General features: G+C 23.6%; 13 protein-coding genes and 2 tRNA genes. 4 read left to right on the top strand and 11 right to left on the bottom strand.

Annotation, left to right across the window (positions count from 1 at the left end):
- Positions 1-85 precede the first annotated feature (85 nt).
- Positions 86-679, top strand: coding sequence for a hypothetical protein (locus tag ACLFO7_RS02625; protein WP_412031969.1), 594 nt, complete (start codon positions 86-88; stop codon positions 677-679).
- A gap of 66 nt (positions 680-745) precedes the next feature.
- Here ACLFO7_RS02625 and ACLFO7_RS02630 read toward each other — a convergent pair whose 3' ends face one another.
- A complete protein-coding gene (locus ACLFO7_RS02630) occupies positions 746-2,383 on the bottom strand; it encodes a hypothetical protein (protein ID WP_412031970.1) in 1,638 nt (545 codons plus the stop codon).
- A 222-nt stretch (positions 2,384-2,605) separates the two neighbouring features.
- On the opposite strand from ACLFO7_RS02630, the gene ACLFO7_RS02635 reads away from it, so the two are divergent.
- Positions 2,606-3,856 (top strand): HNH endonuclease, encoded by a 1,251-nt coding sequence (locus ACLFO7_RS02635; protein WP_412031971.1) that lies wholly within the window; start codon positions 2,606-2,608, stop codon positions 3,854-3,856.
- Positions 3,857-4,144: 288 nt separating this feature from the next.
- Here the strand turns inward: ACLFO7_RS02635 and ACLFO7_RS02640 are convergent, their stop codons facing one another.
- From ACLFO7_RS02640 to ACLFO7_RS02685, 10 genes are all read right to left on the bottom strand, one after another.
- Positions 4,145-4,417: a hypothetical protein gene (locus tag ACLFO7_RS02640; RefSeq protein ID WP_412031972.1), complete on the bottom strand. Its 273-nt coding sequence runs from the start codon at positions 4,415-4,417 to the stop codon at positions 4,145-4,147.
- A gap of 1,015 nt (positions 4,418-5,432) precedes the next feature.
- Positions 5,433-6,041 carry a 30S ribosomal protein S4 gene (rpsD, locus tag ACLFO7_RS02645; protein ID WP_412031973.1) on the bottom strand — a complete coding sequence of 203 codons (609 nt, stop codon included), beginning with the start codon at positions 6,039-6,041 and terminating at the stop codon, positions 5,433-5,435.
- A gap of 242 nt (positions 6,042-6,283) precedes the next feature.
- Positions 6,284-7,156: a hypothetical protein gene (locus ACLFO7_RS02650; protein ID WP_412031974.1), complete on the bottom strand. Its 873-nt coding sequence runs from the start codon at positions 7,154-7,156 to the stop codon at positions 6,284-6,286.
- Between the two features lie 115 nt (positions 7,157-7,271).
- The gene (locus ACLFO7_RS02655) at positions 7,272-8,027 is read right to left on the bottom strand and encodes a nucleotide exchange factor GrpE (protein ID WP_412031975.1); all 756 of its coding nucleotides are present in this window, start codon (positions 8,025-8,027) and stop codon (positions 7,272-7,274) included.
- A 2-nt stretch (positions 8,028-8,029) separates the two neighbouring features.
- Positions 8,030-9,157: a molecular chaperone DnaJ gene (gene dnaJ, locus ACLFO7_RS02660; protein ID WP_412031976.1), complete on the bottom strand. Its 1,128-nt coding sequence runs from the start codon at positions 9,155-9,157 to the stop codon at positions 8,030-8,032.
- A 122-nt stretch (positions 9,158-9,279) separates the two neighbouring features.
- On the bottom strand, positions 9,280-10,023 hold the full coding sequence (locus ACLFO7_RS02665) for a DUF3196 family protein (protein WP_412031977.1): 744 nt from the start codon (positions 10,021-10,023) through the stop codon (positions 9,280-9,282).
- Between the two features lie 10 nt (positions 10,024-10,033).
- Positions 10,034-10,576 (bottom strand): DUF402 domain-containing protein, encoded by a 543-nt coding sequence (locus ACLFO7_RS02670; RefSeq protein ID WP_412031978.1) that lies wholly within the window; start codon positions 10,574-10,576, stop codon positions 10,034-10,036.
- A gap of 175 nt (positions 10,577-10,751) precedes the next feature.
- A tRNA-His gene (locus ACLFO7_RS02675) sits at positions 10,752-10,828 on the bottom strand.
- Positions 10,829-10,964: 136 nt separating this feature from the next.
- Complete coding sequence (locus ACLFO7_RS02680) at positions 10,965-11,762, bottom strand: MG_279/MG_280 family protein (protein WP_412031979.1); 798 nt, start codon at positions 11,760-11,762, stop codon at positions 10,965-10,967.
- Between the two features lie 107 nt (positions 11,763-11,869).
- Positions 11,870-14,758: a cation-translocating P-type ATPase gene (locus tag ACLFO7_RS02685; protein WP_412031980.1), complete on the bottom strand. Its 2,889-nt coding sequence runs from the start codon at positions 14,756-14,758 to the stop codon at positions 11,870-11,872.
- A 144-nt stretch (positions 14,759-14,902) separates the two neighbouring features.
- Between ACLFO7_RS02685 and ACLFO7_RS02690 the strand changes: the two genes are divergently transcribed.
- Together ACLFO7_RS02690 and ACLFO7_RS02695 are read left to right on the top strand one after the other, a co-directional pair.
- Positions 14,903-15,505, top strand: a complete 603-nt coding sequence (locus ACLFO7_RS02690; RefSeq protein ID WP_412031981.1) for a diadenylate cyclase — start codon at positions 14,903-14,905, stop codon at positions 15,503-15,505.
- Between the two features lie 54 nt (positions 15,506-15,559).
- Positions 15,560-15,648 (top strand) — tRNA-Ser (locus ACLFO7_RS02695).
- Positions 15,649-15,741 lie beyond the last annotated feature (93 nt).

Genomic DNA, 15,741 nt, shown 5'->3' on the forward strand with positions numbered 1-15,741 from the left:
AATTTTTATAATTTCAAAAATTTTTAACGTTTTTATATATGAAGGGTTGTTGCACTTCATATATTTTTATTTTCAAGGAGTAAATGTGAAAAATAAAAAAATTGATTTAAATAAAAGTGAAACTCAATCTGGATCTTTTAATAAAAAGCAGCTAATAGATTTTATTAAAGCAAGCAACACTTGCATTGGTAAAGATATTTTAGTTCAACATGAATATGTTGAAATTATTGATGACAACAATAATATTCAAAAAGAATTGAATAGTAAATCAATATGTGGGACAATAGAAATAACTCAAGGAAAACAAGAAATGAAAATAGATAAAGCAGATTTGATTCTTCAAGAAATTAAAAACATAAAAGATGATTTTAATGAATTTAAAGTTGAAGTAAAAGATGAATTAAAAACAATAAAGAATGATTTTAATGAATTTAAAGTTGAGGTAAAGGAAGAATTTAAAAAAGTAAATTCAAGATTAGACAATGTTGAAGGAGAAGTTAAACAAATTAACTTGAGATTGGATAATGTTGAAGGAGAAGTTAAACAAATTAACTTGAGATTAGACAATGTTGAAGGAGAAGTTAAGCAAATTAACTTAAGATTAGATAGTGTTGAAAATGACATTAAAAATATAAAAAATTGTCCAACAATTAAATCTGAATTAAATATTTCTAAATAAGTCAATAAATAATAAATTATTTAATTAATATAAAAAAACATACCAATAAATATAGGTATGTTTGCATTATTGTTGAATATATTTTTTATGAAGTCTATCAAAGACATCAACAATAAATGTATCTAATGTTTCAAAAGAATTTAGTATATCTTTTATTTTTTTATTTACAACTACTTCCCCATCATCAATAATCATTAATCTACTAGCTAAAAGTTTTATTTCTATACTATCTTTAACATTAAATATCAAAACAGTATCAGAATCTTGATATAGAGCATTAATATAACGATAAAAAGATAATTTTTGGGTCATATCAAACCCTTCAGTAAGGTTTATCATTAATATTATTTTTTTTCCAATCAAAACATCGCACATAAATATGAATTTTCTCTTTTGTAATTCACTAAGAACATGGATTGGGGTTTTTAAATCTTTTTCAATATCAAGTAAATAAAGTAAATCTTCATATACTTGTTCATTTACAACATAATTTACTGAATTAAAAATTTTCTTAAATGTTGAAGAAATTGTATCATTTTTAGATGTAGCATATGCTAAATAATCTGGACTTTGAAATTGATAAATTGCATCATTTCTTCTATTGTAAAGTTCAATATCAAAACCATCATAATCATTAGAATAAATATCAAATCATTTTTGCTCTCTTTTTAAATTAAAAAAAACATAACCACTATCTTTATTTACTCTATTGCTTAATATATCCATTAACAAAACATCACTTACTGAATCATGCGCCATTATTGCAATTCTATCGCCTGGAAATACATCAAAAGATAAATTATATAAACATCCCTGATTTGGATCTTCATGGTTTTGATTATATGAAATGTTATATACTTTATACAAAATATCTTCTGTTCTTCATAGTTTTTTGTTTCAATTACTAACAATTTCATTAGCATCAGGTAACTGTTGGTATCCATCATAATTACCATGTTCTACATAATTTAATGATTCATCTACATCATCATAATAATCATTTTCATATTTATAGTCATTCTGAACACTACCATATTCTACATCAATTGGTTTTTCCAAATGTTGTTCTAAAGAATCATAATTGATGTGTTGATCTTGAATATTTTCATTATAATCAGAAACAACTTGTTGATTATCATTTAATTGGTCATAGACAATTTCTTGATTAGATATGTTTTGATTATCATAAAACAAATCATCTTGTTGATTATTAAAATTGATTTGATCATCTTGTTGATAAAATTCATCATTTATTTCATCAACATTATTTTTTTCTATTGCATTGTTGTAAAAATAATCATGTTGTTTTTCTTCTTCAGATTTAAATCAATCTCCATTTTGAAGTTGTTCTAACACAAATTCGTTTGTAATTGAATATTTTGTAGTTCCATTCATAAAAACTTTTTTTGTGTAGTCTACATCAATGTTTAAATCAATTAATTCTTTTAATGTAAATAAATTTTTACTAAGATCTAAATTTTCGATTGAAGTATCATTTTTGTTTACTACTTCTAATGTATTAGATAAAGGAATTGGTTTTTTTAATTTAGGTGAAGGAAGTTTTTTACTAACTTTTTTAATTCTCTTTTTTTGAACTTTTGAAATACTATATAAAGAATTATTATTTTTTATATTAACATTATATGAATTTATTTTTTTACCAGGCAAAGGTAATTTAGTTTTTTTTAAATTAACATTATCCATAATATTAAGTCCTTCATATATAAAGTTTCTTAATAATTTTAACATTTTTAAAATTCCAATAATAGTGCTTAAGTAAAAATAATATATAAATTTTTATTGATTATAAATAAATTAAGCTAAATATTAATTCAAATATCAAAAAATAGTATTTTTTAATACAAACATAAATAAATTATTAATAAAGTTAAAAAGCTGCGATAATAGTAAATATTAGGAATATTTATGGATTGAATAAATAATAGTTTTAGTGAAAATATAGATAAAATATTGAAAAATTATACAGATATTAATGAAAAAGATAAAAAAAATATTAAAGCACAATTTGCTGGTATTGAAAATAATAGCGATAAATATAAATGACTTGAAATATTACAAAAAGACAATAATAATAATTCATCAACAAAAAAATATTATCATGATATCTATAACCAAATATTAGATTATAAAGAATATTTTGATAATAATTGTACAACAGTAAAAAAACTTGAAATTGGTGAATTATACACAAAAAAGCAAATATCAACTCTTGCAGGAAGTGGTGATATCATGTCTGGTATTATCACAAGTAATTATGGAAATAAAAAAGATACTTTCATAACTATTAATTTAGAAAAAGATTATTCATATAAATCTATTAGAAACAAATATTCAAATGTTAGTACTAGAAATGTTTATAACAAAGAAACAAAAGAACTTAAATATTATCTTTATACAAAAGATAATGCTAAGGATTATCAAGTTTTAGAATTCAATAAAAATAAAAACATTTTACATAATTCATTTGGTAATGAAAATGATTCAGGATATATTTATGCTTTTGTAAAGTACACAAAAGATAGCTTAAAATACATAAATTCTTTAAAATTAAATAATTGAGAAAAAAAAGGATATATTTATATTGGCAAATATATTTTCAAAGACATTTCTAATAAATCTCCATATTATTTTACTTTAGAAAATGCTGATAAAGTAATAGATGAAAAAACAATTGAACAATCAAAAATAAACTCTCAAATTAAATCAATTGACATTTATGAAGATGCTTTAAAAGAAGAAACAATTCTATCTAATGAAGAAAAAAGAGCTCTAGTTAAAATAAGAACTAACCAAGGTTTTTTTAGAGAAAAATTACTAAAAAAATTCAATTATAAATGCCCATTGACAGGTTTCGAAAATGAAGCAGCTTTGATTGCTAGTCATATAAAACCGTGGTCAAAATGTAAAAATCAAATTGAAAAATTAGATCAAGATAATGGCATTTTATTGAACAGTTTAGCAGATAAATTATTTGATAAAGGATTAATAACATTTGATGATGATGGAAGAATAATTTATTCAAAACAAATGTCAAACAACGACATACTTATTTTTGAAAAGCAATTAAAAAATCAAGAATGCTTTTTAAAAATGTTCATAACATCCAAAATGATTAAATATTTGAAATTTCATAGAGCTAAAATATTTTTATGCTAATACAAATCACTTTAATAATTGAATAACTAATATATGTAGATGTTATAATAAATTTTTATTGTATATGACATTTTAATATAAATATTTAAGATAATTACAATAAGATAAACAAAAAAATAATAAAAGTTAATAATAAAATGAAGTTTTCATAAATATCAATATTATTTTATTAATTAGAATATAAAAACTATTATTTAAAAATGACTCTTATAAAAATAAATATAACAACATTACAATTATAAATGTTGTCAGATAAATAAATTAAATTTATTTTAGTTCTAAAATTTATTAGAATGAAATTAATTCAGATTTAATTGTTGGACAGTTTTTTATATCTTTAATATCATTCTTTATTGTTTTCAACTCTTCTTTGATTTCAACTTTGAATTCATTGAAATCATTATTAATTGTTTTCAATTCATCTTTTACTTCAACTTTAAATTCATTAAAATCATCTTTTATGTTTTTAATTTCCTGAAGAATTAAATCTGTTTTATCTATTTTCATTTCTTGTTTTCCTTGAGTTATTTCTATTGTCCCACAGATTGATTTACTATTCAATTCTTTTTGAATATTATTGTTGTCATCAATGATTTCAACATATTCATGTTGAACTAAAATATCTTTGCCAATGCAAGTGTTGCTTGCTTTAATAAAATCTATTAGCTACTTTTTATTAAAAGATCCAGATTGAGTTTCACTTTTATTTAGATCAATTCTTTTATTTTTCACATTTACTCCTTGGAAATAAAAAATATATGAAGTGCAACAACCCTTCATATATAAAAACGTTAAAAATTTTTGAAATTATAAAAATTTGTTAGTTTATTTAGAAATATTTTAATTTATTTATAATCTATTAAAATGAAAATAATTTATATTATAAAAATTGATACAAAAAACAAATGTTACATGTAATAATTGAATTATATATTTTTCACATTTGAACTTACATCTTATTAATGTAAATATTAATTAAAATTTAGATTACATTTGTCATGTACAAAGAAACAAATGCAAAAATGATAAAAGATATAACCAATATTATTTCTAATTGTATATTAATAAATATAAATAATTCATTTCATTTATCAATTATACTGATGTAGTTGTTATCATTTATTTCTTAGAAATTTTAATATTATTATTTATGTATTTTACATTATCATGAACATCTAAATTGTAATAATCAGAAATAAAATTATTTTTAATTTCATTAATTCTACCTTCAAATAATTCTATGTTATTAATTGATTCAAATTTAGTTTTTAAAAACTCTTTACAAAAAAATTTTCAACTATCACTTTTGAAATTGGCAAAAAGTTTCCATATGATTTTTTGTAAAACAAAACATCAAACATTAATATTATTAATCCAAGAACTAAAGTGCAGATATAAAAATAAATATTAATTGTTTCGATATTTTTACTTATATATAATTATTAATAATTTAATTACCATTTTTTATTATTTATATATAAAATACTATTTATAAATTTTTATTATATATTGCTTAAGCATAAAAAAATGCTCTTATTAAAATTAATAAGAGCATTAATCTATTGTTATGAATTAATTATGCTAATCTGTTGTATCACTCAACAACATATGATTCATTAATGTCAGCTGGAAGTTCATGACGTTCAGGATATCTTGTATATTTTCCTTTTTTTGTTTTCAAATCAGAATCTACAAAAGCATAAGTTCCATTTGTAGCACCAGCTTCAACAACTGGCAATTTTTTTGATTTTTCAACAATTTCAACAGTATCACCTAATTTTAACAAAATTGATGGAATATCAATTCTTTTACCATTAACTAATACATGACCATGATTTACTAATTGTCTTGCTGCTCTTCTTGTAGGAGCAAAACCCATTCTAAAAACTAGATTATCTAATCTACTTTCTAAAGTAATAAATAAATTTAACGTTAAAGCACCTTTCATTAATTTAGCTACTTTAAACAATCTTCTAAATTGTCTGTCATTCAAACCATAAAGATACATCATCTTTTGTTTTTCTTGTAATTGTTCACCATAACCTGACAATTTAATTTTTTTATTTCCATGTTGACCTGGAGCATATCTTCTTTTCTTACCACTAGAAAATTCATTTTCATTTTCTAATAATGAGAATCCATAACGTCTAGATTTTTTAGTAATACTACCTAAATATCTTGACATAATATTTCTCCTAACTATCTAGCACAGAAATTAAAATATTCTTAAATAGTAATAAAGTATAAAAGTTTTCAACTTATCAGCAAAGTCTACTAACTAAACATTCGCTACAATATTAATATATCTAATATATTTCTGCTGACTGTGCTTCTAAGATTATATAATAAAATTAAAAAATATGATGTATATTTTGCATTAATTTAAATTTAATAGTTATATAAAGCTATTATTAAGTTTTTTATATTCTAGTGAGTGTGAATTAATGAGAGAGCAAAACCTGAAACAATTCCAATTGTTATGAATATCATCATATAAAATCACTCTTTTGTACATAAATGATGTTTATGAATAAATTCTGGAATAAATTCCATTAATGAAACAAATATTAATGATCCACTAGTTGATGATAATAAAAACGGAAATAATCAATAAACACTTGTAGAATAATATGTTATTGCAATACCAACAAATATAAAAGGGACAATTATTAAATTGGATGAAACAGAAATTCAAAAAGAGTTATGTCTTCTATTTGTTTTTAATAAATTTATATAGTAAATACAAATTGTTGTAGCAATAAGATGCAACACAAAACCAATTAATAATCCAAGATTTTCAATATGTAAAATTTTTTCTCCTGAATTGTGCAGCAAAAATCCTAAAATAATCCCATCAATTATATTGTGTATAAATAAGAATATAATAGACATTAATTTATCATGAAATTTTGGATTTTCTTTTTCTTCATAAACACATTCTCCATGAATATTTTGGTTATGATTTTTACACTGTTTTTTAGTTTTATAAAAATAAATTCATTTTGTAAATATTCCAAAACAAACACCAATAATAACACCAGACACAATTACACTCACAACTATTATCATATTTGGTTCTTGATTAACGTTTGCAAAATGATCTTTTAACAACATATAGGATTCATGGATAAAACCAAATATTGATAATACCAACAATAATCCTGTTACAAAGGCATACAAATATGTAATTTTAATTTGATTTAATTTTATTTTAAAACCATAAAATAGCAAAGTAACTATAAATGGAGCAACAAAAATAATTGCTGATATTATCAGACCATTCAAATATAAATTTTGCATATCATTTTCCAATCTTTTTTATACTAGATAATCATAATACATTATTTATAAAAATTATAAATAAGTTTATTTTAAAAATAAAAAATAGTAGATTTTCTACTATTTAAATAAACTATTAATTTTTGTCTTTTTTATCTTTAGAAACAACTACACTTGCTGGAATAATAACAATATCATGTAATTTATATCCCTTTTTAATTACTTTAATAATTTGGTTAGCTTTAAATGAAGGGTTAAACTCAACTTCAAAAGCTTCCATTGTTAAAGGATCATAATTATCACCACTTGATGGTTCAATAGCAATAATATTGTTGTTTGCTAAATAATTTTTAAACATTGTTGAAAACATTCTAAATCCTTGAACATAGTTGGCAACATTGGGATCTTCTGGTGTAAAACTTACTGCAACATCAAAATTATTAATAATATTGATTAATTCAACAGCTTTGTCTTTTAAAGCAAATTTTTTAATATGTTGAATTTCTTTTTCAAATTTTTCTTGTTGTTCTTTTATTTTTGATTCTACAAGTTTTTGAGCTTCAATAGTTTTTTTATTAATTTCATTTTTATAATTTTCATTAAATTGCTTTATTTGATTTTCTAACTCTTTAATTCTTTGATCTTTATTTAAGATTTCATTATTAAGTGATGTATTTTTGGCTAATAAATCATTAACTTTTGAATTAATGTTTTCATCTTTTTTAGTATTCTGCTTATTTAAATTATCTTTCTTAACAAAATTATTAGAATGAGCTTGTTTATTAGTGTCCACATTAGCATTTGAATTTTGAGAATTACTATTGAAATTATTTTTATTATTTGTGGTACTTTGGTTAATATTTTTATCTTTATTATCTTTTATGTTTTCCATAATTATTCACCTATTTCTCTTCTAGCTTGTTCAATATATTTTTCTATTTCATTATTTGTAGTTTTGGCAAATTTCTTTAATTCATCAATTTGTTTAGAATCATATTTTGATACAGAATATTTAATAACACCAAATAAATCTCCACTACCATAAGTCCCTTTTACACCATGGTTAGATACTACAATTTTCTCATCATGCTTTGTTCCTGGTTTTATTTTAATATTTTTAATTCCATAAGGAGTTGGTACTTGTACTGTTCCACCTACTATTGCCAAAATTGGATCTACTTTAACAATTACATAAATGTCATTATTATGTCTTTCAAAAATTGCCGAAGGAACAATTCTAACATTTACATATAAATCTCCTCTTTTACCATTAATTTTATTTCCAAGTTTTTTAACAACAAATTTTGCATTATCAACAATTCCCACTGGAATATCAATAGTTTCAACAACTTTTTCTTTAAAGTATTTTTTACCATTACATTCTTTACATTTTTTAGCAATGATTTTACCTTGACCTTTACACTTGTCACAAATTGATTGTTGTTGCATTACACCAAGCATTGTTTTTCTTGTTAGAATAACATAACCTGAACCTTTACACTGATTACATGTTTCAATAGAACCTGGATCATTTGAAGCACCACTACCATGACAAACATTACATTCAGAATCTATATTATATTCAATCTTTTTTTTAGCTCCAAGAATACTTTCAATAAAAGATATTGAAATAGCAACTAAAATATCTGGATCCTTTTCATCTTCATATTCACGACGAGATGATCTACCAAAACCACCACCAAAAAAACTTCCAAAAATATCTTCAAATCCCCCAGATCCTCCAAATACTTGGTTAAAAATATCAAAAGGATCAAATCCTTCTGAATGAAATCCTTGAGAATTTAGTCCATCATGTCCAAATTGATCATATGTTGCTCTTTTATTAGAATCAGATAAAACTTCATATGCTTCATTAACTTCTTTAAATCTTTCTTCAGCATCTGGTGATTTATTTCTATCTGGATGATATTCCATTGCTTTTTTTCTAAAAGCTTTTTTAATTTCACTCTCATCAGCTGTTTTGGACACACCCAAAACATCATAATAATCTCTTTTTGCCATTTTTGTCTCCAATTAATTACAATATATATTATCACACATACTATTAAAGTGCTAATAAATTAAAGCAATATAAAAAAAATACCACCTATTAAATAAGTGGTATTTTTAAATTTATACTATATCTAAATAGTTAAATTAATATGCAATAATTTTTTTATTAAATCTGTGACTTCATTTTTATCTACACTTTTACCTTGAAGAGTAGATAGCATATAATTGCATATAGAGTGAGCCAAATCTTTTGGATCATAATTTGGAATTAAAGGAAAGTAGTATTTGTAAATTGCAAGTAATATATTAAAACAGAAATTCAATAAAGAAGGTTCTTTTGAAGCTAATGAATTAATAATATCTTTAGTTTCAATATATAAAGGAATTTGTTCAAAAATTTTTGTTTCAATAGGATTTATATCAAATTCTTCTTTTAAATTATTATTATAATATCTAAAATTATTATTTATTTTTTGAAAAGCCATAGCCTCAAATAGACTAGTCTTTTCTTCATTATCAATTTTTCTATTAACAAAATGATTTTCAAAAATTAATAATTCTTCTTCATCAATTTTATTTTGATATCTTTCAAAAAATAAGTATAGTGCTGAAGAATTTAATTTATTATTAGACACTATTGCATCTATTAATTGTTTACGATTTAGTTTTTCAACTAAGTTCAACCCAGAAAAATAATTTTTATCTGCATTAGCTGTGATTAACAAATCCTCCATAACTGTTTGAAAATCAATTGGTATATATGGAGTATTCAATTCATCTTCTAATAAAAATATAGCTTCATCATACTGCTTTTCTTCAATAAGTTTATTAACTTTATCAATAATAGATTGATAATAATTATTAATTTCTGACATAAATTATCCTTTATTCTTTTTCTTTCATATAAGACTTTAAAACATTAACATTTATTTTACTTATTATTTTATTTCTAAATTCTTCATTTTTAAATCGCTCAAGTGTTTCAAGAGCTTTATCAATTATTTGGCCCTCATAATTAAACAATGTTTGATTTTCCTCAAATTCATCAGTATCAAGGATTCTAAAGTAATCTTTTACATTACTTCTCATTTTTATATCTAAGTCAAGATCATAATATTTAATTGCTTCTTCCTCGTAAATAAAAGGAGATGCTATATTTACATAGTAGTGAACTTCATCAGTTTCAGATAAAGTAGCAACTATGTTAAATCACTCATTTTTAAAAAAGAATCAAAAAGAATTTTTTAAACTTCTACTTTTAAAATTTCTATCTCTATCTTTGTCGCTTGTTATCACAATAGAATTCTTTAATGACACACAAACAAAGTTATTATCTGCATCTACAACTTTGGGAAATTCCCAAGCTCTGTAAAATCAACCGTTCCTTTTGTAGGCATGAACCATAATTTTTTTATCTAATTTAATCATGTTAGTTTATGCCTCCAATACAAAAATATATTCTTTTTTAAAACAATACATAAGAATAAATCTTATTAACAAGATAAATATTCAATAGTTTAGTGTAAAACAATGATATTTTTATTTTAGATTTAAAAAATAAAGAAATGCATCAAGAAGACACATTTCTTATTTCTTTATAATATGGGGCGATTGACGGGACTTGAACCCGCGAATGCCTGAGTCACAGTCAGGTGTGTTAACCAGCTTCACCACAATCGCCATAACAATACTTATCTATTATACAATAAATAATAAAAATAACTTTACATATTAATAAAGGCAAATGTATCATTACAAGATATTGTACTCTTATAAATAAAAAAGTCTAATTTTATTTAGAAAAATTAGACTTTTTTTATTTTACATGACTTAAAATATCAGGATATTTTTTAACAATTTTTTTAATGTGAGTAGCAAGTTCTTTTTTTGCTGCTGACCTTCTTACAAGTTTACCATCTACTCTTGTATAAAACATTGCACCTGTAACTGAACCAATTAATCCAAATCCTAAAATAACAGCTGGTATTGCTGTTAAACTAACAACTACAGAAAAATAATAGTTTTCAAATTTATCTGGTGGTGTTTGAGCAAATACATTTGATATTTGATTAAAAATACCTTCAGCTTGATTTACATAGTTAGTTATAGTATCAGCAGAACCATTTGGTTTAAAAAAATCTTCTATTTTAGAAATAGCTCCACTTTCTCCACCAATATTGTTTTTAACATTGTTAATACTAGTTTGTAAACTTTCTTTAGTTGACTTTAAAGTTTGAATTAATTGTTTAAGATTTTCTTGTGTACTTTGACTTGAAGCTAATTTTGCAGTACTACTACCATTATTTACAGCAGCTTCAAGCTCATTAATAGTGGTAGTAAGTGATGTCATTTGTTGTTCAGCACTACTCATTAGTTTATCAAATTCTTCTTTAGTTCCAGAAGTACTTGCTTTTAAATCACTCATTAATGTTTTAATATCTGTAAAAATATTTTTGTTTTGATTTTTTTGAGTTTCATCTCTTAATTTTGTATAGTATTCAATAGCTTCTTTTTTAAAATGAATACCAGCAGCACCAACACCCATAATAGCAACTAATGAAATAGAACCAAATGTAATAATTAATCATTTAGATAATGATTGCAAAAATCTCATATAAATCTCCTTATTATAAATTATTATATTTAAACTAATAATCTATATATGATTATTAATAATAATAACATTATATTAATAAAGGATAAATAGGAATATTATTTTTATTAAATAATTGCATTAAGAAACTTATTGCTTTTTGAAAATTGAATAAATTTTTCACTATTATTAACAAGCTTTGCTATTTCAAAAATTATTGTAGGAATAAATGCAAAAACAATTGCAATTAATGGAAAATATCATTGATTATTAAATTGCAAATAAATTTCTTGATTTATTTGATTTTTAAGAAGTTGATTAATTGAAATAGAATCATTAATAATTTCTCCTTTAAAATCTGGTGCTCAATAACTAATATTATTCATGCTATTTCCAAATGTATAAATATTTGAATTAAACACTTCATTAACAGATGGAATCATTGTTACAAATAATATTGCTGAAAATGAAACACAAAATGCAATAAACACATATTTAATATCAGATCATTTATATGTAAATATATTTTTGCTTGAGAATGTATTAAATGCATTAAATGATTGAGATACAGATAAAACTATAAAAGCCATAATACTACCTCTCATTTGCATTGCAAATAAGATTTCTCTACCAGCAGCATTTACATTTTCATATTGTTTTAAAACAGTATACATTGATTTGTAATCAAAACCAACAACACTACTTGCACCTAGAAAAAATGCAAGCAAAGAAAGAGCAGCAAAAATCATACCTTGTGCAAAAATTCTAAACAACATTTTTCCATTTAATAAATTTTTTGAACTCTTAGGATCAAAGCGCATTATTTGCTTTTCTGGTTTTTTCATACCCAATGCAATCCCTGGAAAACTTTCAGTCACTAAATTTACTCAAAGAATTTGAATTGCTGTAAATGGATTAAAAGCAAAGATAAGCATTCCAAAAACTAATGTTAACAACTCAGTTAAATTTGTTGTAAACAAAGTAATCATAATTCTTTTGATATTATCAAGGATTCCTCTACCCTCACGAACAGCTTGAACAATTGTATTAAAATTATCATCCATCAAAATCATATCAGCTGCATCTTTTGAGACCTCAGTACCAGTAATTCCCATTGCACAACCAATATTTGCAGCTTTAAGAGCAGGAGCATCATTAACTCCATCTCCTGTCATAGCAACAATTTGATCATTCGCTTGTCAAGCTTCAACAACTCTGATCTTATCTTCAGGGCTAACTCTAGCATAAACAGAATAATTTTTAACATTATTTTTTAATTGCTCATCTGTCATCATTGATAGTTCTTGACCACTGATTGTTAATTGCCCTTCTTGTAAAATACCAAGTTCTGTTGCAATTGCACTTGCTGTATTAACATGATCTCCTGTAATCATAATAGGTCTAATACCTGCTTCTAAACATGTTTGAATTGCATCTTTAACTTCTTCTCTTGGTGGATCAATAATTCCAAATAATCCAATAAGCTCAAGGTCTTTTTCAATTGTTTTAGAATTAATATTTTTAGGAATAGCTTTTACTTTTTTGATTGCTATTGCTAACACACGTAATGCTTTTTTGCTCATTTCATCATTAGCAATCAAAAATTTATCAGTTTTATTTTTACAAATTTTAAATAAATTATCTGGAGCACCTTTTGTAATAATCAAATATTCTTTGCTACTAATTTTATTTATAGTAGTCATTAATTTTCTATCAGAATCAAAAGGCAACTCTTCTACTCTAATATATTTGTCTCTAAGTTTTTCATAGTCAATATTAAAATTTTGTCCTGCTTTAACAATAGCTGTTTCTGTTGGATCTCCAATTAAAACATTTTCATCAATTTTAGTGTCATTACATAACATTCCATATTCAATAATTTTTAAAACATTTTTATCATCAAGTTTTGTAAATGATTTATTGTTTGCAAATACTTCAACAATTGTCATTTTATTTTGAGTTAAAGTACCAGTTTTGTCAGAACAAATAACTGATGCACTACCTAATGTTTCAACAGATGATGTCTTTTTTATTAAAGCATTATAATTAATCATTCTTTTAACACCTAGTGCTAAAACAATTGTTAATATAGCAAGCAATCCTTCAGGTACAACAGCAATAGCAATTGAAACTGATATTTTAAATCCATTACTTCATGTATTTTGAATATTACCAATGTCATTTACATAGAAAATGTACAATAAGAAAACAAGTATTAAACAAATAGATGCAAATATACTTAATATCTTACCAACTTTAGCCATTCTTTTTTCCAATGGACTTCATTCATCTTTTGTATTATTCAATAAAGATGCAATTTTACCAATTTCAGTGCTCATTCCTGTTTTTGTAACAATTACTGTTGCTCTACCATTAACAACATTTGTACCAGAATAAACCATATTTAATCTATCTCCAATTGGAGTGGATTCATCAAAAGAAAATTCATCATTTTTTTCAATTGGTAATGATTCACCAGTTAGAACTGACTCTATAACTTTAAAAGAACTACTTTCAACTATAATACCATCTATTGGAATAGTGTCTCCAGCTTCTAAGATAACAATATCACCAGGAACCAACTCATATGAACTAACTTGATCAAAATCACCATTTCTTAACACTTTAGCAATGGGGGTGGTCATTTTTTCCAAAGAATCCATGGCTTTTTCAGCCTTAACTTCTTGCACAGCACCAAAGATTGTATTAATTAACACAATTAAAATAATTATTGATGGTTCAACTCATTCAATAACCTTTTCAACATTAGTTAATACATCAGTGTGAAAAGCAGGAACTCCAGAAATCACATAAGAAACAATTGCTGCAATTAGCAACAATATTAACATTGGATCTTTAAATTGTTCTAAATATTTTAGAAAAAAATTCTTTCTTTTCTTTATTGCAAGTCTATTATATCCATATTGCTTTAATCTAGTTTCCACTTCTCCACTAGACAAACCATTTTCAAAATTTGTTTTCAGATTGGACTGGGCTTCAATAGCATTTGTGTTCATCTCAATTTTCCTTTTTGAAAAATATGTAATATAAATTTCTATTAATTATATATCAAAATTTATATTTTTATTAATAAAAAAAACAACTTCATATTATTATATATATTGTTGTAATATAATAATTTAGTTAAAAGAGGAAAAAACATGGGGATTAATATTGCTATATTGGTAATTTCTATACTGTTATTGCTAGCTGCTATTGTATTTTCAGTGTTACTTGCAGCATTCATAAAAGACAATTGAAAAAAAGTAAAAGCTGGATTGTTTTTTAGAAATAACAATAAAGTAGAATTAAGCCAAAAGGAAAAAGAACAGTTTACTAAATCTATGCTTGAATGTTTGTTTTATTTAAGTTCTAAAAAAATCGGAGCTTTAATTGTATTAGAAAAAAACAATTCATTAAGTTTATATGAAGAAACTGGTTTTAAACTTGATGCAAATTTTTCTCCAGAATTCCTAATATCTGTATTTTCAAATAAATCAGTATCATTTCATGATGGAGCATTAATTGTTTCAAGAACTAAGATTAAATCAATTTCTTGTTATCTTCCTATTTCAAAAAACACAATTGATTTGAAATATGGTGCAAGACATAGAGCAGCACTAGGAATAAGTGAAGTAACAGATGCTATAGCAATTGTTGTCTCTGAAACTACAGGAAATATTTCATATGCAAGAAAAAGTAAACTAAATAATTTAGGTCAAGATAAAAAAATTATTGAAGAAATAATTACAAAACTTATTTAAAACTAATTATGAAAAACTATTTATTATATATATTGTATAATAATATAGTTACTTGGAGACATACTCAAGTGGTTAAGAGGGCACCCTGCTAAGGTGTTAGGTCGTTCTGCGGCGCATGAGTTCGAATCTCATTGTCTCCGCCATTTAAAAATTAAGCCGATATTAGGCATTAAAAAATATGAAGTTAATAATTTTATACTTAACTTCATATTTTTTTATTTTTTTAAAATTTATAT

Source organism: Malacoplasma muris (assembly GCF_046774425.1).
Classification (GTDB): Bacteria; Bacillota_I; Bacilli_A; order Mycoplasmatales; family Mycoplasmoidaceae; genus Malacoplasma; species Malacoplasma muris.